The 18,169-nt window shown below is 66.8% G+C and carries 20 protein-coding genes; 6 read left to right on the top strand and 14 right to left on the bottom strand.

The features are described 5' to 3' along the window. Positions 1-43: 43 nt before the first annotated feature. Positions 44-436, bottom strand: a complete 393-nt coding sequence (locus ORI27_RS01260; protein ID WP_265994605.1) for a sterol carrier family protein — start codon at positions 434-436, stop codon at positions 44-46. Between the two features lie 74 nt (positions 437-510). On the opposite strand from ORI27_RS01260, the gene ORI27_RS01255 reads away from it, so the two are divergent. Next, on the top strand, positions 511-939 hold the full coding sequence (locus tag ORI27_RS01255; protein ID WP_265994606.1) for a PPOX class F420-dependent oxidoreductase: 429 nt from the start codon (positions 511-513) through the stop codon (positions 937-939). On the opposite strand, the gene ORI27_RS01250 is transcribed toward ORI27_RS01255, so the two are convergent. The 6 genes from ORI27_RS01250 to ORI27_RS01225 form a co-directional block, all read right to left on the bottom strand. Beyond that, positions 936-1,559, bottom strand: a complete 624-nt coding sequence (locus tag ORI27_RS01250; protein WP_265994607.1) for an Rv0804 family intramembrane glutamic endopeptidase — start codon at positions 1,557-1,559, stop codon at positions 936-938. The two genes, ORI27_RS01255 and ORI27_RS01250, sit on opposite strands and share 4 nt — an antisense overlap. Continuing rightward, on the bottom strand, positions 1,556-3,340 hold the full coding sequence (locus ORI27_RS01245; RefSeq protein ID WP_265994609.1) for an alpha/beta hydrolase: 1,785 nt from the start codon (positions 3,338-3,340) through the stop codon (positions 1,556-1,558). Before ORI27_RS01245 ends, ORI27_RS01250 begins: the two co-directional genes overlap by 4 nt. Next, positions 3,337-5,634, bottom strand: coding sequence for a phosphoribosylformylglycinamidine synthase subunit PurL (purL, locus tag ORI27_RS01240; RefSeq protein WP_265994611.1), 2,298 nt, complete (start codon positions 5,632-5,634; stop codon positions 3,337-3,339). Before purL ends, ORI27_RS01245 begins: the two co-directional genes overlap by 4 nt. Before the next feature lie 9 nt (positions 5,635-5,643). After that, on the bottom strand, positions 5,644-6,264 hold the full coding sequence (locus tag ORI27_RS01235) for a TetR/AcrR family transcriptional regulator (protein WP_265994612.1): 621 nt from the start codon (positions 6,262-6,264) through the stop codon (positions 5,644-5,646). A 4-nt stretch (positions 6,265-6,268) separates the two neighbouring features. Further along, positions 6,269-6,451, bottom strand: a complete 183-nt coding sequence (locus ORI27_RS01230; RefSeq protein ID WP_265994613.1) for a hypothetical protein — start codon at positions 6,449-6,451, stop codon at positions 6,269-6,271. A 237-nt stretch (positions 6,452-6,688) separates the two neighbouring features. After that, on the bottom strand, positions 6,689-7,981 hold the full coding sequence (locus ORI27_RS01225) for a M18 family aminopeptidase (protein WP_265994614.1): 1,293 nt from the start codon (positions 7,979-7,981) through the stop codon (positions 6,689-6,691). A 39-nt stretch (positions 7,982-8,020) separates the two neighbouring features. Between ORI27_RS01225 and ORI27_RS01220 the strand changes: the two genes are divergently transcribed. The 3 genes from ORI27_RS01220 (at position 8,021) to ORI27_RS01210 (ending at position 10,632) form a co-directional block, all read left to right on the top strand. Beyond that, positions 8,021-9,046, top strand: a complete 1,026-nt coding sequence (locus ORI27_RS01220; protein WP_265994615.1) for a Dyp-type peroxidase — start codon at positions 8,021-8,023, stop codon at positions 9,044-9,046. After that, complete coding sequence (locus ORI27_RS01215) at positions 9,046-9,843, top strand: family 1 encapsulin nanocompartment shell protein (RefSeq protein ID WP_265994616.1); 798 nt, start codon at positions 9,046-9,048, stop codon at positions 9,841-9,843. The genes ORI27_RS01220 and ORI27_RS01215 overlap by 1 nt, the downstream gene beginning before the upstream one ends. Before the next feature lie 66 nt (positions 9,844-9,909). Then, a complete protein-coding gene (locus tag ORI27_RS01210) occupies positions 9,910-10,632 on the top strand; it encodes an SDR family NAD(P)-dependent oxidoreductase (RefSeq protein ID WP_265994617.1) in 723 nt (240 codons plus the stop codon). 64 nt (positions 10,633-10,696) lie between these two features. On the opposite strand, the gene purQ is transcribed toward ORI27_RS01210, so the two are convergent. From purQ to ORI27_RS01195, 3 genes are read right to left on the bottom strand one after another with little or no spacing between them, the layout of a single operon-like run. Beyond that, positions 10,697-11,371, bottom strand: a complete 675-nt coding sequence (gene purQ, locus ORI27_RS01205) for a phosphoribosylformylglycinamidine synthase subunit PurQ (RefSeq protein WP_265994618.1) — start codon at positions 11,369-11,371, stop codon at positions 10,697-10,699. Then, the gene (purS, locus tag ORI27_RS01200) at positions 11,368-11,607 is read right to left on the bottom strand and encodes a phosphoribosylformylglycinamidine synthase subunit PurS (RefSeq protein WP_265994619.1); all 240 of its coding nucleotides are present in this window, start codon (positions 11,605-11,607) and stop codon (positions 11,368-11,370) included. The genes purQ and purS overlap by 4 nt, the downstream gene beginning before the upstream one ends. A 52-nt stretch (positions 11,608-11,659) precedes the next feature. Next, positions 11,660-12,373, bottom strand: a complete 714-nt coding sequence (locus tag ORI27_RS01195) for an ATPase (protein ID WP_265994621.1) — start codon at positions 12,371-12,373, stop codon at positions 11,660-11,662. On the opposite strand from ORI27_RS01195, the gene ORI27_RS01190 reads away from it, so the two are divergent. Together ORI27_RS01190 and ORI27_RS01185 are read left to right on the top strand one after the other, a co-directional pair. After that, positions 12,350-12,988, top strand: coding sequence for an MBL fold metallo-hydrolase (locus ORI27_RS01190; protein ID WP_265994622.1), 639 nt, complete (start codon positions 12,350-12,352; stop codon positions 12,986-12,988). The two genes, ORI27_RS01195 and ORI27_RS01190, sit on opposite strands and share 24 nt — an antisense overlap. A 95-nt stretch (positions 12,989-13,083) precedes the next feature. Then, entirely contained in the window at positions 13,084-13,884 is an 801-nt protein-coding gene (locus ORI27_RS01185) for an SDR family oxidoreductase (protein ID WP_323055516.1), read from the top strand. On the opposite strand, the gene ORI27_RS01180 is transcribed toward ORI27_RS01185, so the two are convergent. From ORI27_RS01180 to ORI27_RS01165, 4 genes are all read right to left on the bottom strand, one after another. Next, positions 13,873-14,580: a DUF2334 domain-containing protein gene (locus ORI27_RS01180; RefSeq protein WP_265994624.1), complete on the bottom strand. Its 708-nt coding sequence runs from the start codon at positions 14,578-14,580 to the stop codon at positions 13,873-13,875. The genes ORI27_RS01185 and ORI27_RS01180 overlap by 12 nt on opposite strands. Positions 14,581-14,648: 68 nt before the next feature. Next, positions 14,649-15,137, bottom strand: coding sequence for a glutathione peroxidase (locus tag ORI27_RS01175; RefSeq protein WP_265994625.1), 489 nt, complete (start codon positions 15,135-15,137; stop codon positions 14,649-14,651). Positions 15,138-15,150: 13 nt separating this feature from the next. Continuing rightward, positions 15,151-17,265 (bottom strand): S9 family peptidase, encoded by a 2,115-nt coding sequence (locus ORI27_RS01170; RefSeq protein WP_265994627.1) that lies wholly within the window; start codon positions 17,263-17,265, stop codon positions 15,151-15,153. Then, complete coding sequence (locus tag ORI27_RS01165) at positions 17,262-18,155, bottom strand: phosphoribosylaminoimidazolesuccinocarboxamide synthase (RefSeq protein ID WP_265994628.1); 894 nt, start codon at positions 18,153-18,155, stop codon at positions 17,262-17,264. The genes ORI27_RS01170 and ORI27_RS01165 overlap by 4 nt, the downstream gene beginning before the upstream one ends. Between the last annotated feature and the right edge of the window lie 14 nt (positions 18,156-18,169).

Here is an 18,169-nt window from a genome sequence, read left to right as displayed (position 1 = left end):
CATCGGGGGGAAACGCGGAATTGAACGCCGAGTGTCGGGCCGACTACTCGCCGATCGTCACCAGGGGAAGCCAGGACGCCACCTCGCCGGCCCGCGAGCCGGACAGCCGCAGTGCCCCGCGATTCGCTGCCGAGTCGACGTCGAGCAGGCCCGTCACCAGACGCAGCCACGTCCGCGGATCGGTCTCGACGACGTTGGGTGGAGTGCCGCGGGTATGGCGGGGACCGGAGATGCATTGCACTGCAACGAAAGGTGGGATGCGGACCTCCACACTGGCACCCGGCGCCACTCCGGCGAGGGTGCGGGCGGTCAACCGAACCGCCGCCGCGACCGCGGCCCGGTCAGGGGTGGCCGCGGACTCGTCGCGCAGCCAGTCCGCCACCGCCCGCACCGCGGCCAACGTCGCGTCGGGGTCTGCGCTGCGGCGGGCGGGCATGGACTCGAGTATGGCGGCTGTAGGTGCCACGACGACATTGACATCAACGGCACTTGAGGTTTTACCGTCTAGCGATGTCCTTCAAACCGCACGAAATCGAGTACCTGAACTCGGCGGACCTCGGCAGACTGGCCACTATCCAGCCGGACGGCACACTGCAGAACAGCCCTGTCGGCTTCAGTTATAACGAGGCGCTCGGCACCATCGACGTCGTCGGTTATCGGATGTCGAAGAGCAAGAAGTTCCGCAATCTGGCCACCAACAACACCGTCGCGTTCGTCGTCGATGACATCGCGTCGCGCAGCCCGTGGCGGGTGCGGTGTCTGGAAATCCGGGGCACGGCCGAGCAGGCCGACGCCGCACGGCCCGCAAGCGCGCACATCGACGCCGCCATCATCCGAATCACCCCGAAACGGATCATCAGCTTCGGCATCGACGACACCGACACCGAACCGCACGACCTGGTGCCGGACAGCCGCGATGTGCCCACGACCGCTGACTAGCCCGAGCGCCGTTGCACCACAAGCGCCGCGATCGCACCGGCTTCGTTGATCGCCAGGTGTGCGAGCACCGGTGCCAGGACGCTGCCCGACCGTCCGGCCAACCAGCCGAACGCCCAGCCGGCCAAGCCCGTCACCAGCACCGTGCCGGCGACCGGCTCGCCGCTGGCTCTGGCATCGTGGATGTGCGAGAGCCCGAAAGCCGCCGCCTGCAGCAGAGCACCGCCACGGTGCCCGAATGCCGTCGCCGCGGCGGTCCCCAGCGCCGCGCGAAACGCCATCTCCTCCGACCAGACCGTGCCCAGGGGAATCTCGAAGGCCAACCACTGCACCGGAGAAGCCGGCAGTTCCCGGTCCCTCATCGCGGTCCGTACCGACGGCACCGCCGTGGTCACAGCGACACCAGCGGCCACTGCGCCGGCCGCCGCCCCGCCCCACCGCAAACCCGACCGCAGCCCGCCGGGACGCAGCCCCAGCGGCGCTCGCGTCGCCAGCGCCAAACCAGTACCCAGTGACGCCTGGACGACGGGATGACGCCGTCCCGGCAACTCGAGGCCGGCGGTGAGGCTGTAGACGACAAGTCCCGAGGCCAGGGCCAGTGCCCGGTAGCTGTTGCGATTCACTGGAATTCGGGACCACCCGCGGCGATGGCGTTGTCCAGCGCAAGCCGGATCCGCTCGGTGTCAGCAGGCGTCCAACCGTCCGGAGCCGCCACCGCGACCCAACCGTCGAGCTGGCTGTCACCGTAGTTGTGGCCATGCCCGATCGGCGAAGCCTGCGAGCTGGTCACGTTGCCGGCCATATCCGCGCTGACCTGCCAGAACGTGACGATCGGATACCAGCGCATCGCCGCACTGCGGTCGAAGCCGGGCGGTTCCTTCAACCAGTCCGGTCTTTCGAAGAGTAGGTCGGGTGTCCACCACACCACCGGATCCGACGGGTGTTGGAGGTAGAGCACCCTGGTGCCCTTCCACGGCGGGGACGCTGCAACCCCGGCGATCTCTGCCGGACCGGCCGCCTGGGCGAACCGGACGGTGCGTCCGGCGTCATACCACGGCTGGATTTCGGGGGTGCCCGGGTCGCGCCTCACGGTCAGGGCCTTCCACAGTGTGCTGGCGTTGGGCGGTCCGACCCACAGCACCGAGGAGAATCCCATGTTGACGACGTCGGGCAGATAGCCGAAAGCGCCTTGACCGGCCATCGAGCCCAGGCTCTCGCCGTAGAGCATCAGCTTGGGCCGGCTGCCCTCGGGCCACTGCGACCAGCGTTGATGGATCGCGTCGATCATCGCCGTGCCTGCCTCGACGGACTTCTGCCGATCGGCCAGGAAGGAGATCCAGCTCGGCAGATACGAGTACTGCATGGCCACCAGCGCCGTGTCGCCGTTGTACATCGCCTCGATTGATCGGGCCGCCACCGGATCGACCCACCCGGTGCCCGTGGTGGGGATGATGACGAGCACTTTGCGGTCGAACGCCTTGGTGCGCTGCAGTTCCGACAGCAGAACCGCCAGCCGGCCCTCGGTGGTGTCGGCGGTCTCCAGGCCGGCGTAGATCCGGATCGGCTCCTTGGCCGGACGCCCGTTGAGTTCGGTCAGCTCGGCCGCGTGCGGACCGGAAGCCACGAAGTTGCGGCCTTGGAACCCGAGGGTGTCCCACGGTGCAAACGATGTTGAGCTCCCTGATCTTTCGGGTTCAACCGGTTGAGAGATACCGGGGCGGGTGGTGTCGTTCTGGGGTTGGAACACCGTGCGCGCGCCGGCGATGAAGCCGCGGTAGAGCACACCGTTGACCAGGGTGATCATCAACACCACCACGATCGCGGTGCCGATGAACATGGCCACCTCGTCGTTGACGTCCCAACGCCGGATCATCACCCGGGCGAGGAACTTGATGGCATCCTTGATCACCCGGGCCACGCCGACCAGCGCGCCGCCGGTGATCAGCGCGACGACCAGGGTTCGCAGATAGACCAGCGTGGACGGACCTTCGATCCCCATGACCGCCGCGATCTGGCGCTGCCAGGCCGCCGCCGGCACGAGCATCACCACGCTGGCGCCGATCGACAGCACGACCGTCACGGTCTTCAGCGTGTACAGGACCTTTGTGCCCGGCGGCCACCATGGCCGGCGTTCGAGGAAGAGCCGTCGAAACACCTTGCCGGCCAACACACCGAGCCCGTAACCGATCGCCGCGTTGATGCCGCCGATCACCCCGGCCAGGACCCAGTCACGCGGCAGCAACGACGGTGTCAGCGACAGACAGAAGAAGAAGGCACCGAATGCCACGCCGACGAAGTCGAGCCGGACCAGGCTCCACGCCCACTCGATCAGCGATTCGCGGCGACGCCTCGACTCTGGCGGGGCCAGCGTCTCACCCGTGGCGTCGTCGACCGTGCTGGTCATCCGAAGAGCCCGGGCAGCACTTTCTCGGAGGTGGTGCGCAGCTCGTCCAGGGTCACAGTGAACAAGCCCTGGACCTCAACGGAATCCGAAGCAGGGTCGGACACCCCGATGCGGGTCGTCGGGAGACCCCGGGCCTCGCACATCGCGGTGAAGCGGCTCTCTTCGGTGCGCGGCACGGCGACCAAGGCGCGGCCCGCCGACTCCGAGAACAATTGCACGAAGGGGTCGGCATGCTCGGGAAGAACAATGCGGCAACCGGTTTCACCGGCCAGCGCCGCCTCGACAACGGCTTGGATGAGGCCGCCTTCGCTCAGGTCGTGTGCGGCCGACACGAGGCCGTCTCGGGACGCCGCGGTGAGCACCTCGGCCAGCAGCTTCTCGCGGCCCAGGTCCACCTTCGGTGGCACGCCCCCGAGGTGGTCGGCGCTGACCTGCGCCCAGATCGAGCCGTCGAACTCGTCGCGGGTGTCCCCGAGCAGGAACAGCGTCTCTCCCGGCTCGTTACCCAATCCGGTCGGCAATCTCCGGCTCACGTCGTCGATGACTCCGAGTACACCCACAACGGGCGTCGGCAAAATCGCGGTCGCCCCGGTCTGGTTGTAGAAGCTGACGTTGCCGCCGGTGACCGGAATCCCCAGTGCCGCACAGCCATCGGCCAGTCCGCGAACAGCCTGGGCGAACTGCCACATCACAGCGGGATCCTCGGGCGAGCCGAAGTTCAGACAGTTGGTGACCGCGATCGGGGTGGCGCCGGTGACGGCGACGTTGCGGTAGGCCTCGGCCAGTGCGAGTTGCGCGCCGGTGTAGGGATCGAGTTGGGTGTAGCGGCCCGAGGCGTCGGTCGACACCGCGATACCACGCCCGGTGGATTCGTCGATGCGCAGCACACCGCCGTCGGCATGCTCGGCGAGCACCGTATTGCCGCGCACATAGCGGTCGTACTGCTCGGTGATGAACGCTCGGCTACACAGATGCGGACTGCCAACCAGTGCAAGTAATGTCGCGCGGAGCTCAGCACCGCTGACCGGCCGCGGCAACGCGGCGGATGTGTCCGCGTTCAATGCGTCCTGCCAGTCCGGGCGCGCCAGCGGGCGCTGGTAGACCGGACCCTCGTGGGCAACCGTGCGCGGTGGGACGTCGACGACGCACTCGCCGTGCCAGCTGATCTGCAGCCGGTCGCCGTCGGTGACCTCGCCGATCACCGTCGCCAACACATCCCACTTGCGGCACACGGCCATGAAGTTCTCGACGTTGCCCGGGGCCACGACCGCGCACATGCGTTCCTGCGACTCGCTCGACAGGATCTCCGCCGGGGTCATGTTGGCCGCCCGCAGCGGCACCTTGTCCAGTTGGATGGCCATTCCGCCGTCGCCTGCTGACGCTAATTCCGAAGTGGCGCAGGATAATCCGGCACCACCCAGGTCCTGGATGCCGATCACCAGACCGGCGGCGTACAGCTCGAGGCAGCACTCGATGAGCACCTTTTCCATGAACGGGTCACCGACCTGCACGCTGGGCAGTTTCTTGCGGCCCGGCCCGGACCCCTCGTCGCCGCCGAAGGTGTCGCTGGCCAGCACCGACACCCCGCCGATGCCATCCAGACCGGTGCGCGCACCGAACAGGATGATCTTGTTGCCGGTACCGGAGGCGAACGCCAGGTGCAGGTCCTCCTTGCGCAGCACGCCCACACACAGCGCGTTGACCAGAGGGTTGCCGGCGTAGGAGGGGTCGAAGATGGTCTCGCCACCGATGTTGGGCAAGCCCAGCGAGTTGCCATAGCCGCCGATCCCGCGAACCACGCCGTCGAGGACCCGACGGGTGTCTGGGGCGTCGGCCGCCCCGAACCGCAGCTGGTCCATGACCGCCACCGGGCGCGCACCCATCGCCATGATGTCGCGCACGATGCCGCCGACACCGGTGGCCGCACCCTGGTAGGGCTCGACATAGGACGGGTGGTTGTGCGACTCGACCTTGAACGTCACCGCCCAGCCGTCGCCGATATCGACCACTCCCGCGTTCTCACCGATTCCGGCCAGCATCGAGGAGCGCATCTCATCGGTGGTGGTCTCGCCGAAGTAGCGCAGGTGCACTTTCGACGACTTGTAGGAGCAATGTTCACTCCACATCACCGAGTACATCGCGAGCTCGGCGTCGGTGGGCCTGCGGCCGAGTATGTCCCGAATCCGCTGATATTCGTCGTCCTTGAGGCCGAGTTCGCGATACGGCTGCGGATGCTCGGGGGTGGTCGTCGCACGGTCGACGGTGTCGACAGCTCCAGTGAGCCCAGATGTCACGTGAACAGTCTAGTTCGCACCCGCGCCTTGGCCGGGCTTGGCGACGAGAGCGTCGTCGACCAGGGCACGAATGGCCCACCGCCGGACCTCGCGGGCCCGAGCGGCGTCGAACTGCAGAACGTCGGTGAACACCACCATCGACTCGATTCCGAGCAGCACCGCCAGTGCGCTGGTCAGCGAGTCCAGCTTGTCCGGCCGAAACCGATCACGCACCGGGGCCAGCGCCGCCTCGATCAGGGCGGTCCGCCGGTTCTGCCGGACCGGATAATCCCCGCCCTCGATGCCCCGTCGCACCGACTGCGCCAGCATGATCCGGAAGGCCGGCTCGTTGGCGGCCATCATTTCGGTCAACACGTCATCGACCAGCTCCACCCGCTCCACTGGATCGTCGGAGGCTGTCGCGAAGATGTCGCCGGGTTCGGGAGTAGCCCAGTCCGGGGTGGCCTCGACGACCAGCATCTCGGCGTTGGGGATATAGCGATGTGCCGTAACCCTGGACACCTGCGCTTCGGCGGCGACCTCTTCCATGGTCAGCATGTGACCTTGCCTCAACAGGCGAGAGGCGGCTTCCAGCAGGTCTTTTCGGGTGCGGGCTCGCTGGTCGTGCCGGCCCGTCGTCGCTGCGCCCATCGCGTCAGTCCGGCGGCAGTTGTTCGATGATGGCGACCAAGTCCACCCAGACGTTCTCGCGGCCGCTCGTCGGCCCACCTGGCGTGCCGACGATGTCGTGTTCGACGTCTCCGGCAAGGGTCGCCAGGACCCCGTCGACATCATCGGACATTTCGAAGCGGAAATGCTCGTCGAGCTTCTCGTCCATCTGAGCGCGGGTAAGTGCCGTCTGAATTCCTCGGTTCGGCAGATTCGAGAGAGAGGTTAGTGAGACGCAAATCTCGTGTTGATACTCGTGACTCAAACTAGGGTTCCTGCAGCTGACGCGGCTGCGCCGTCGGGTCTGCCAGCGGGCATAGCAGTGCGCGACGGCGGGTGCGCTGAAGCCGTGGACCAGCACGCTGGCGCGTCCGGGCGGCGATGTCGGCCGCTGGGCGCAGAGGAGTTACGCCGGCGACAGAAACGCCTGCAGCGCAGCCGCATACGCCGCGACGTCGGCCGCGCCCATCAGTTCGCGGGCGGAGTGCATGGCCAGCTGGGCCGCTCCGACGTCCACTGTGGGAATGCCGGTGCGCGCCGAGGTCATCGGTCCGATGGTCGAACCGCACGGCAGATCGGCGCGGTGTTCGTAGCGCTGCAGCGGCACTCCCGCTTGGCGGCAGGCCAATTCGAAGGTGGCCGCGGTCCGGCCGTCGGTGGCGTAGCGCAGGTTCGGCTGCACCTTGAGCACCGGCCCGCCGTTGACCGCGATCAGATGCCCGGGTTCGTGGCGGTCGGGATAGTTGGGGTGCGTCGCGTGAGCCATATCGCCGGAGGCGACCATCGACGCGGTCAGCCGGCGCAGGAAATCCTCCCGGTCGCCGCCGGCCGCCAGCACGATGCGCTCCAGCGTGGTGAGCAGCAGATCGGATTGCGCGCCGTGATCGGAGGTCGAGCCGACCTCCTCGTGATCGAACAACGCCAGCACCGGCAGATAGCCGCGTGGTTCTGCGGCCAGGAACGCCTCCAGGCCGGCGTAACAGGTGCCCTGGTTGTCCAGCCGGGGTGCGCTGACGAACTGATCTTCGACGCCGATGAGGGCTGACGGGGTCAGATCGTGGGTCATCAGGTCGGCTGCCAGCAGGTCGGCCGGGGCGACTCCGGCCCACTCGCCGGCGTAGTCGCGGAAGGACCGGGGTTCCTCGCCGAGCCCCCAGACGGCGTTGAGATGGCGCTGGGGGTCGAGCTTGACCGCCGCGCGGTCCTCGGCGAGGTGGATGGCCAGCTGCGGCACCCGCAGGATGGGCTCGTCGATGCGCACCAGCCGGTGCGACACACCCCCCTCGGCGTCGGGGTCGCGAACCGACAGCCGGCCACTGATTCCCAGGTCACGGTCCAGCCAGGAGTTGAGCCACGCGCCGCCGTAGGGTTCCAGCGCGACGACCTGCCACCCGGCCACCACTCGGTCCGGATGCTGCTTGACGCGCAGGTTGGGGCTGTCGGTGTGGCCGCCGATGATGCGGAAGGGCCGCTGTGAATTGCCGCTGCTGTGCTCAGAGGCATTCCACGCCACCAGCGAGCCGGCCCGCACCGTGAAGTACCGACCGGCTGAACCGCCCTCGGGCCATCGGTCGGTCTCGGCCAGCTCGGTGAATCCGGCGGCCGTCAAGCGCTGCGCGACCGTGTGGCAGACGTGGAACGGCGACGGCGAGGCATCGATGAACTCGCACAACCCGTGCGCGGTGGCACCTGTGGACATGTTCACCATCATCGCCGACATCATTTTCGTTAGGGTCAGATGGTGCCCTCCCCGCTACCCCAACCGGTTCTGGCTCCCCTGACACCCGCCGCCATCTTTCTGGTGGCCACGATCAACGAGGGTGGCGAAGCGGCTGTGCACGACGCCTTGCCCGATCTGGGTGGTTTGGTGAAGGCGATCGGCTTCCGCGATCCGGCCAAGAACCTGTCTATGGTGACGTCGATCGGATCCGACGCATGGAACCGGTTGTTCGCCGGGCCGCGGCCGGCGGATCTGCACCCGTTCGTCGAACTGCGCGGCCCCCGCCACCACGCCCCGTCCACACCGGGCGACCTGTTGTTCCACATCCGCGCCGAGGTGCTCGATGTCTGCTTCGAGTTGGCCGGCCGGGTCGTCAAGGCGATGGCGGGCGCAATCACCATCGTCGACGAAGTGCACGGATTCAAGTTCTTCGACAACCGCGACCTGCTGGGCTTCGTCGACGGCACAGAGAACCCGGATGGTCCACAAGCGTTGAGTGCCACCGAGATCGGCGACGAGGACCCGGATTTCGCCGGCGGTTGCTACGTCCACGTCCAGAAGTACGTCCATGACATGACGTCCTGGGAGTCGCTGTCGGTGACCGAACAGGAGAACGTCATCGGTCGCACCAAGCTCGAGGACATCGAGCTCGACGATGATGTGAAGCCGGCCAACTCCCACGTGGCCCTGAACACCGTCGAAGACGCCGACGGCAACGAGCTCAAGATCGTGCGGGCCAACATGCCCTTCGGCGAAGTCGGCACGGGCGAGTACGGCACCTACTACATCGGCTACTCACGGTCGCCGGACGTGACCGAGAGGATGTTGGAGAAGATGTTCCTCGGCGACCCGCCCGGCAACACCGATCGCATCCTGGACTTCTCCACTGCCCTGACGGGCACGATGTTCTTCACCCCCATCGCCGATTTCCTCGACGATCCGCCGCCGAGGCCGGGCTCCGGTGACGTCCCGGCGGCTCCCCCGGCACCAGCCACCACATCCGACGGCTCACTGGCGATCGGCAGCCTGAAAGGACAGCCCTGATGAACAACCTCTACCGCGAGCTCGCTCCAATCACCGAGTCTGCTTGGAGTGAAATCGAATTGGAGGCCACGCGGACATTCAAGCGCCACATCGCCGGCCGACGGGTCGTCGATGTCAGTGATCCCGGCGGCCCGGTGACCGCCGCGGTGAGCACCGGCCATCTGCGCGATGTGCCCGCCCCGGCCGATGGCGTGGTGGCCCACCTTCGGGAATCCAAGCCGCTGGTGCGGCTGCGGGTGCCGTTCACCGTGTCTCGCACCGCCATCGACGATGTGGAGCGCGGTGCGCAGGACTCCGACTGGGATCCGGTGAAGGACGCCGCCAAGAAACTGGCGTTCATCGAGGACCGCGCGATCTTCGAGGGCTACTCGGCGGCGTCGATCGGCGGGATCCGCAGCGCCAGCTCCAACCCGGCGCTGGCGCTGCCCGAGGATGCCCGGGAGTATCCCGACGTCTTCGCCCAAGCACTGTCTGAGTTGCGGCTGGCCGGTGTGGACGGCCCCTACTCGGTGCTGCTGTCCGCTGATGCCTACACCAAGGTGAGCGAGACCACCGAGCACGGCTATCCGATCCGCGAGCACCTCAACCGGCTGGTCGACGGTGAGATCATCTGGGCGCCCGCAATCGACGGCGCGTTCGTGCTGAGTACCCGCGGCGGCGATTTCGATCTGCAGCTCGGCACTGACGTCGCGATCGGCTACCTGAGCCATGATGCCGACACCGTGCAGCTCTACTTGCAGGAGACGCTGACATTCCTCTGCTACACGGCCGAGGCGTCGGTCGCGCTGACCGCCTGAGCTTTGTCGAGAGCACGCGGACCGCAGGCTCGGAATAATCGATCGGGCGCAGGTGTCGTGCACTTCATGACGACAGCACTGGTAACCGGGGCGACCTCCGGGATCGGATACGCGATCGCACTCGAACTCGCCCGTGGTGGCGCCGACGTGATCGTCCATGGCCGCGACGCCGAGCGCGGCAGAAAGGTCGTGCAGGACATCGAGAATGCCGGTGGTGCAGCGCGATTCATCGCCGCCGACCTCAGCAATGCAGAGGAAGTGGGCCGGCTGGCGCGCGCGGCCGGCCAGGTGGACATCCTGGTCAACAACGCCGGCATCTACACCTTCGCAGCGACGGCCGACACCACCGATGCCGATTTCGACGCTCAGCTCAACACCAATCTGCGCGCGCCGTTCATTCTGGTGCGCGAGCTGGTTCCCGGGATGGCTGCCCGCGGCACCGGCGCCGTGGTCAACATCACCACCGTGGTCGCCTCGACTCCCGGCCAGGGCGCCGGGGGGTACGGCGCCAGCAAGGCTGGTTTGGAGCTCTTCACCAAGGTGTGGGCCGACGAGTTCGGCAAGTCCGGGGTGCGGGTGAATGCGGTGTCACCCGGGCCCACCGAGACTCCGGGTACCGCGGGCATACCGGGATTCATCGACGGGCTGGCCCAGACGCGAGCGCTCGGGAGGGTCGCCCGGGCCGACGAGATCGCCGGCGTCGTCGCCTTCCTGGTCAGCCGCGCCGCCGGCTTCATCAACGGGGCTATCGTGCCGGTCGACGGCGGCGCCGTGGCGCTGAGCGCCTGACAGACGCGATTTCGGCGCGCTTTCGTTCGCCTGGCGGCGGTTTGCGCGCCGAAATCGCAACGGCTTAGGCGGCCAGCACCGCATCCAGCGCGGAGTAGAACAGTCCCAGCCCGTCGTCGGACGGCCCGGTCAGCGCCTCGGTGGCGTGCTCGGGGTGCGGCATCAATCCGACCACCCGGCCGTTGGCCGAGCTGATCCCGGCGATATCGCGCATCGAGCCGTTCGGGTTGTCGGCGTAGCGGAACACCACCCGGCCCTCGCCCTCCAGCTCGTCGAGCACGGCTTCGCCGGCGACATAGCGGCCCTCACCCGATTTCAGCGGTACCAACAACTCGGCACCCCACTCGTAGCGGGTCGTCCACGCGCTGGTGATCGAGTCGACCTTCAGCCAGACATCGCGACAGACGAAGTGCAGACCGGCGTTGCGGGTCAGGGCGCCCGGCAGCAGGCCGGCCTCGCACAGCACCTGGAAGCCGTTACAGATGCCCAGCACCGGCAGGCCGGCATTCGCCGCTGTGATGACCTCGCCCATGACCGGGGCGAACTTCGCGATCGCACCGCAGCGCAGGTAGTCCCCGTAGGAGAATCCGCCCGGCACCACCACGGCGTCGACGCCCTTCAGGTCGGCGTCGCCGTGCCAGAGGCTGACCGCTTCAGCACCGGCGAGCCGCACCGCTCGGGCGGCATCGACGTCGTCGAGCGTACCCGGGAAGGTGATGACCCCGATCCGCGCGCTCACGCTTGCTCCCGGGTGACTGACCAGTCCTCGATGACGGTGTTGGCCAGCAGCGATTCGGCGATCTCAGCGAGTTCGGAATCGCTGACCGAATCGTCGACTTCGAGCTCGAATCGCTTGCCCTGCCTGACATCTGAGATGCCGGCATGACCCAGCCGGCCCAATGCGCCGACGATCGCCTGACCCTGGGGGTCGAGAATCTCGGCTTTGGGCATCACATTGACAACCACACGGGCCACAGGCTCTCCTGCTGACGTCGGGAAATTATTGCGAGGTAACTCTACCGGCGGCTCACGGACACGACCCGATGTAGGCGGTGCACAGCGGCGCGCCGAGTGCGTCGAGCACGTCCGCGTCCGCGTCCGTGGGCCACGGCGTCAGCGGCGGCGCGGTGGACCAGAGCGCCAGCTCGGTGATAGTGCTGTTGGCAGGGCTGGCCACCAGGTATTGGTGCAGGATCACCGGTCCGCTGATCACCGCGGCCATCCGGTCCGGCTGGTCCACGGTCAGCGAGGGGGAGGCCAGTGGATCGGTGCGTTGACACGAGCGCAACGCGGCGACGGCCCGCTGAAAGACATCTTCGGCAAGTTCACCGCCACGCCAGGTCTCCCCGCGCCAGTGCACCACGGTGGCCTGCAGCTGCCACTGCCCGACCGGATTGACCACGCTGGCCCGTTCGGCGACGGCGTAAGCGCGCGGATCGGCCGCGACCGGCGGCGTGCCGCACAACTCCTCGAAGCGGAACCGCGGCACGGTGGCGGTCACCGCCACCGCGGCCAACCGCGGCCAGGTGTATCGAGCATTGAGCGGCACCGCCCACGGGGCGATCCAGGCGGCGTCGGGGATGCGGTCGCAATTGGGCGGACAGAGATTGGGCTCGGCGGCAGCAGGCGGCGCGACGGCAAGCCCACAAGCCACCAGCAATACCGCGATGACCAACCGCACGATCTGACGCCTCCCCATGCGCGCACAATCGTAGACATGGAACTGACGCATTTCGGGCATTCATGTCTTCTCGCCGAGTTCGACGGCACCACGCTGTTGTTCGATCCCGGGAACTTCTCCCACGGTTTCGAGGGCGTGACCGGCCTGTCGGCGATTCTGATCACCCATCAACACCCCGACCACGCAGACCGGGAACGGCTACCGGCCCTGGTCGAGGCCAACCCGAACGCTGTCCTGTACGCCGATCCGGCCACCGCGGCCGAACTCGGCGGCCCCTGGCGCGCGGTACACGTCGGCGACGAGCTGACTGTCGGGGGGCTCACCATCCGCGGGGTCGGCGGTCGGCACGCCGTCATTCATCCGGAGATCCCGGTGATCGACAACATCTCGTATCTGATCGGCGACGCCGACCATCCCGCCCGACTCATGCACCCCGGCGATGCGCTGTTCGTGCCCGATGAGCCGGTGGACGTCCTGGCCACTCCGGCCGCCGCTCCCTGGATGAAGATTTCCGAGGCAGTCGACTTTCTGCGGGCGGTGGCGCCAACGCACGCCGTGCCGATCCATCAGGGCATAGTGGCCCCGGAGGCTCGGGGAATCTACTACGGTCGGCTCACCGAGATGACTGACACCGACTTCCGAGTGCTGCCCGAGGAAAATTCGGTCCGGTTCTGAAACACGTTGTTGTGAAAGGTTCTTGATGGGGACAAGCAAGAAGCCGAAGGCGGATTGCGCATGAGGACAAGCACGAAGCCGAAGGCGGATTGCGCATGAGCCAAGCGGATCTGGCCAAGCTGTTCGGGCTGTCCGGGAAGACCGCGCTGGTCACCGGCGGGAGCGGCGGTATCGGGATGATGATCGCGCGCGGTCTGCTGCAGGCCGGTGCCAGCGTCATCATCAGCTCCCGCAAGGCCGACAAGTGCGAACAGGCGGTGGAGCAGCTCTCGGCCTTCGGCCCGGTCCGGGCTATCCCGGCCGACCTATCCCGCCAGGAGGAATGCCGACGGCTGGCCGCCGAGGTTCTGGCCGGCACCGACAAGCTCGACATCCTCGTCAACAACGCCGGAGCGACGTGGGGTGAACCGCTGGAGTCGTTTCCGGCGTCGGCCTGGGACAAGGTGCTCGACCTCAACGTGAAGTCACCGTTCTGGATGGTTCAGGAGCTGGCGGACGCATTGCGCAAGGCCGGGACCCAGGACGACCCGGCGCGGATCATCAACATCGGCAGCATCGACGGAATCCACGTCCCGATCACCCACACCTACTCCTACTCGGCCAGCAAGGCCGCACTGCACCAGCTGACCCGCGTGTTGGCCAAAGAGCTTGGACCGCAGCATGTCACGGTCAACGCTGTAGCGCCGGGACCGTTCCAGTCGAAGATGATGGCCGCCACGCTCGACGCCTTCGGGGATGCGATCGCGGCGGCATCGCCGATGCGACGGATCGGGCGCGACGACGACATGGCCGGTATCGCGGTGTTCCTGGCCAGCCGGGCCGGCGCGTACGTTAACGGGGCGATCATCCCGGTCGACGGCGGGATGGCGACGACGGCGTCCGGCTCAGGCCGCTGAAGTTGCGGGGGCGGCGCCTGATCCCCATCGGTACACCGTCGGCGAGCAGCCGTGCATGAGCGCCAGATCGATCGCGTCGAGCATCGCTTGGCGGGGCCCGACCTTACCGAGTTGCCGGGCTGTGACGGCCAATCGGACGAGGCCGCCGCGGCGCGCGGTGCGCTCCGCGGACAGCACCAGGGTGCGGCACCACCACGGCTCGGTGACGAATCCTTCACCGATACCGACCACCCGCGCGCGTTCTGTCGTGCTCGATACCAGATCGGTGATCCCATGCAGCTCGACAAGCATCCGGAAGCCGTTGCGTGGCAGCGCGAAAGCGGTGCCTGAGGAAACTGTCCAGCCGGGGGCGGCGAACAGCCTCGTCCGCAGGCCGACGTGTTCGAGGACCCGGTCGGCACCCATCAGCCGCAGATTGGCCTCGTGCGAAGGCAGGCTGGCGAACTCGCCGCGGCGCTTCTTGGTGGCGGCCGCATCGAACCCGTGCAGGACCACCGCGTCACCGCCGGCTCGGCGGCTCGTCAGCCATTCGATGGTGCGGGGATCGGATTCCAGGCGATAGCCGTCCTTCTGCCTGGGCGCGACGAGCAGCGACAGCGGCACCTGTCGGGCGCCGAGCAAGCCGCAGAACTCGTCGAGGTAGCCCAGCGTCCGTTGATTGATCCCGGATACCGACACGATGAGTTGCCCAGCCACGTTCGCAGTGTGGCAATTTCAGGTTTCCGGAGGGTGTCGGGCAGCCAGATGTCAGGCGTCTATCCGGTTCAGCCCGGCAACACGGCCTCGATCGCGGCAACCACTTCGGGAGCATCCGGCTCGGTGCGCGGGCGGAACCGGTTGACCACCGTGCCGCCGGGCGCGATGACGAATTTCTCGAAATTCCATTGGATGTCGCCGGCCTGCCCCTCGTCGTCGGCAAAGGTGGTGAGCTCGGCGTAGAGCGGATGCCGCTCGGGCCCGTTGACATCGGTCTTGGCCAGCAGCGGGAATGTCACCCCGTAGGTGGTCGAGCAGAAGGTCTGGATTTCCTCCGGCGTCCCGGGCTCCTGCCCCATGAATTGGTTACACGGCACCCCGATCACGGCCAGGCCACGGTCGGCGTAGTCGCGGGCCAGCTGTTCGAGGGCCGCGTACTGCGGGGTCAGACCGCACTTGGAGGCCACATTGACCAGGAGCACCGCGCGGTCGGCATAATCGGCCAGCGAGGTGGGCGCACCGGTGAGCGTGGTGAGCGGGATCTCGGTCAGACTCATGCCGCTGACGCTATCAAGAGCCGCCCGCGGGTGTGCCGTAGTGTCCCGGGTCGGCGGTGGCCAGTAGCCACGCGTATTGGAACGCCGCTTCCTTCCAGCGTTCGTAGCGGCCGCTGATCCCGCCGTGCCCGGCGGCCATCTGGGTTTTCAGCAGCACCGGATGTTCGTCGGTCTTGGTGTGCCGAAGCGCGGCAACCCACTTCGCGGGCTCGACGTAGAGAACCCGGGTGTCGTTGAGCGATGTCATTGCCAGGATCGCGGGATACTCCTTGGCCTCGACGTTCTCGTACGGCGAATAGGACTTCATGTAGAAGTAGACGTCCTTGTTCTCCAGCGGGTTTCCCCACTCGTCCCACTCCGTCACCGTCAACGGCAGAGACGGGTCCAGGATCGTGGTGAGGGGATCCACGAAGGGCACTTGCGCGAGGATACCGGCGAACAGCCCCGGGGCGAGGTTGGCGACCGCACCCATCAGCAGACCACCGGCGCTGCCCCCGAGTGCCACCAGATTCTGGGGCCGGGTCAGACCGGAGTCCACGAGGTGTTGTGCCACCGTGATGAAGTCGGTGAACGTGTTCCGCTTCCGCAGCAGCTTGCCGTGCTCGTACCAGAGCCTCCCCATCTCACCGCCGCCGCGAATGTGGGCGACGGCGAAAACCATTCCGCGGTCGAGTAGCGACAGTCGAGCCACCGAAAAGCGGGGATCCTCAGACGATTCGTACGCGCCGTAGCCGTAGAGCACTGTGGGAGCCGGGAATTCAATACCCGCCTTGTGGATGACGGAGATCGGCACCCGGGTACCGTCATCGGCGACGGCCCAGTCGCGGCGCTCGACATAGTCCTCGCGGCGGTAACCGCCCAGTACCGGTTGCTCACGCAGCAACGCTCGGTCGCCGGTGGACAGGTCGAGGTCGTAGATGCGCAACGGAGTGACGAACGAGGTGGTACCCACTCGCAACTTGGGGGTCGACCAATTGGGATTGCCGGCCAATCCCGCCGAGGTCAGTTCCGAGTCGAAACCGATCTCCTCGGGCGTTCCATAGCCGTCGGCGGTGATGGGCCACAACTGAATCCGCGGTAGTGCCTCCCGCCGGTAACTGACGACCAGATGGTCGGCGAAGGCGTCGACGCCGTCGAGCCGGACGTCATCACGCGCCGGGATCAATGTGCGCTGGTCTTCCGGGTCGGCGACCGGCGCTTCGACGAGCGTGAAGTTGACCGCGCCATCGTTGTGCAGGATGAGGAACTTGTCCTCACCGCCGATGACCGCATGCTCCACCGAGTACTCGATACCGTCGCGGCGGGGTAGCACGCTGGTGAAGACGGCATTCGGGTCGGCGGCATCGCCGAACCACACTTGCGAGGTGATCGCCGAGCCGGCCGCGATGATCAGGTACTTATCGCTGCGGGTGCGGCCCATCCCGATCCAGAACCGTTCGTCTGGTTCGTGGAACACCTTCTCGTCGGGCTCACCGGATCCGAGTCGGTGACGCCATACGGTGTCCGGACGCCACGCCTCGTCGACGGTCGTGTAGTAGACAGTCGCGTTGTCCGCGGCCCACGTCACCCCGGATGAGATGCCGGTGATCTCGTCGGCGTAGAGCTCACCGGTGCGTAAATCCTTGAATCGCAGCGTGTACCGCTCATCGCCGATGACATCGACCGAATAGGCCAACAGATGGCCGTCGAGACTCACGCCGATGGCGCCGAGCGCGAAGAAGTCGTATCCATCGGCTTCGGTGTTCTCGTCGAGCAGTACCTGTTCACCGGGAACGTCGGTGTCCTCGTCGAACACCGGCGGATCCCAATCGTCGGGTCCGGTGATCGGGCACCGGCAGTGCGCCCCGTACTGTTTGCCTTCGAAACTGCGCCCGTAGTACCACCACTGACCTCGCCGAGTCGGAACCGACATATCGGTTTCCTTGGTGCGGGCCTTGATCTCTTCGAAGATCTTCTGCCGCAACGGCTCCAGGTACGCCGTCGCGCGGTCGGCGTAGACGTTCTCGGCTTCCAGGTGGGCGATGACCTCCGGATCAGACTTTTCGCGCAGCCATTCGTACGGGTCGACGAAAACGTCGTCGTGGTGGACACGGTGCGTGTCGACACGTTTCGCGTTGGGAGGGATCATGCGCTGGGTCCAATCCAGTCGGCGAACGACAGCCCGGAAATGCGTTCGTAGGCTTCGATGTAGCGGGCCCGGGTGGCTTCGACGATATCGTCGGGCAACGGCGGTGGCGGAGTGGAACCGTAACGGTCCCAGCCCGATTCGGGTCCGGTAAGCCAATTGCGGACGAACTGCTTGTCGAAGCTTGGCTGCACCACACCCGCGCGATAGGTGTCGGCCGGCCAGTACCGGGACGAATCCGGGGTGAAGACCTCGTCGGCCAGCACCACCCGATCGTCGTCGTCGACACCGAACTCGAACTTCGTGTCGGCGATGATGATGCCTTTCGTCAACGCGTGGTCGGCCGCCTGAATGTAGATCTGCAGGGTGCGCTCACGTAGCTGGTTGGCGCGCACGGCGCCGACCAGCTCGATGGTCCGGTTGAATGAGATGTTCTCGTCGTGCTCGCCCAGTTCGGCCTTGGTCGCCGGGGTGAACAACGGCGAGGCGAACTTGCTGGCCTCGACCAGGCCTGGGGGTAACACGATGCCGCAGACCGTGCCGTTGCGCTGGTAGTCCAGCAGGCCCGAGCCGGTCAGATAACCGCGGGCCACGCACTCGATCGGCACCATCTCCAGCTGGCGCACCACCAGAGCACGGCCCAGCACCTCATCGGGGATGCGGGGATCGTCGGGCGGGCCGGCCAGGTGGTTGGGCGCGTCGATGTAGTCGAAAAAGAAGACGCTCATCGCGGTGAGGATTCGACCCTTATCCGGGATCAGGCTGTCCAGAACATAGTCATAGGCGGAGATCCGGTCGCTGGCGACGAACAACAGATGCTTGTCATCGATGCGATAGAGCTCGCGAACCTTACCGCTGGCCAGGTGTTGATAGTCGCTCAGAGCAGGGCGCATCGCGTCAGCCTAAC

Source organism: Mycobacterium pinniadriaticum (assembly GCF_026242045.1).
Classification (GTDB): domain Bacteria; phylum Actinomycetota; class Actinomycetes; order Mycobacteriales; family Mycobacteriaceae; genus Mycobacterium; species Mycobacterium pinniadriaticum.
This window is presented reverse-complemented; position numbering and strand designations above follow the sequence as displayed.

What these genes read in the sequence shown, in the direction of transcription:
- ORI27_RS01245 (WP_265994609.1), bottom strand. Translation starts at nt 3,340, where the DNA reads ATGACCAGCACGGTCGACGACGCCACGGGTGAGACGCTGGCCCCGCCA.
- ORI27_RS01210 (WP_265994617.1), top strand. Translation starts at nt 9,910, where the DNA reads ATGACGACAGCACTGGTAACCGGGGCGACCTCCGGGATCGGATACGCG.
- ORI27_RS01230 (WP_265994613.1), bottom strand. Translation starts at nt 6,451, where the DNA reads ATGGACGAGAAGCTCGACGAGCATTTCCGCTTCGAAATGTCCGATGAT.
- ORI27_RS01215 (WP_265994616.1), top strand. Translation starts at nt 9,046, where the DNA reads ATGAACAACCTCTACCGCGAGCTCGCTCCAATCACCGAGTCTGCTTGG.
- ORI27_RS01225 (WP_265994614.1), bottom strand. Translation starts at nt 7,981, where the DNA reads ATGTCCACAGGTGCCACCGCGCACGGGTTGTGCGAGTTCATCGATGCC.
- ORI27_RS01165 (WP_265994628.1), bottom strand. Translation starts at nt 18,155, where the DNA reads ATGCGCCCTGCTCTGAGCGACTATCAACACCTGGCCAGCGGTAAGGTT.
- ORI27_RS01235 (WP_265994612.1), bottom strand. Translation starts at nt 6,264, where the DNA reads ATGGGCGCAGCGACGACGGGCCGGCACGACCAGCGAGCCCGCACCCGA.
- ORI27_RS01255 (WP_265994606.1), top strand. Translation starts at nt 511, where the DNA reads ATGTCCTTCAAACCGCACGAAATCGAGTACCTGAACTCGGCGGACCTC.
- ORI27_RS01190 (WP_265994622.1), top strand. Translation starts at nt 12,350, where the DNA reads ATGGAACTGACGCATTTCGGGCATTCATGTCTTCTCGCCGAGTTCGAC.
- ORI27_RS01175 (WP_265994625.1), bottom strand. Translation starts at nt 15,137, where the DNA reads ATGAGTCTGACCGAGATCCCGCTCACCACGCTCACCGGTGCGCCCACC.
- ORI27_RS01170 (WP_265994627.1), bottom strand. Translation starts at nt 17,265, where the DNA reads ATGATCCCTCCCAACGCGAAACGTGTCGACACGCACCGTGTCCACCAC.
- ORI27_RS01195 (WP_265994621.1), bottom strand. Translation starts at nt 12,373, where the DNA reads ATGCCCGAAATGCGTCAGTTCCATGTCTACGATTGTGCGCGCATGGGG.
- ORI27_RS01185 (WP_323055516.1), top strand. Translation starts at nt 13,084, where the DNA reads ATGAGCCAAGCGGATCTGGCCAAGCTGTTCGGGCTGTCCGGGAAGACC.
- ORI27_RS01260 (WP_265994605.1), bottom strand. Translation starts at nt 436, where the DNA reads ATGCCCGCCCGCCGCAGCGCAGACCCCGACGCGACGTTGGCCGCGGTG.
- ORI27_RS01220 (WP_265994615.1), top strand. Translation starts at nt 8,021, where the DNA reads ATGGTGCCCTCCCCGCTACCCCAACCGGTTCTGGCTCCCCTGACACCC.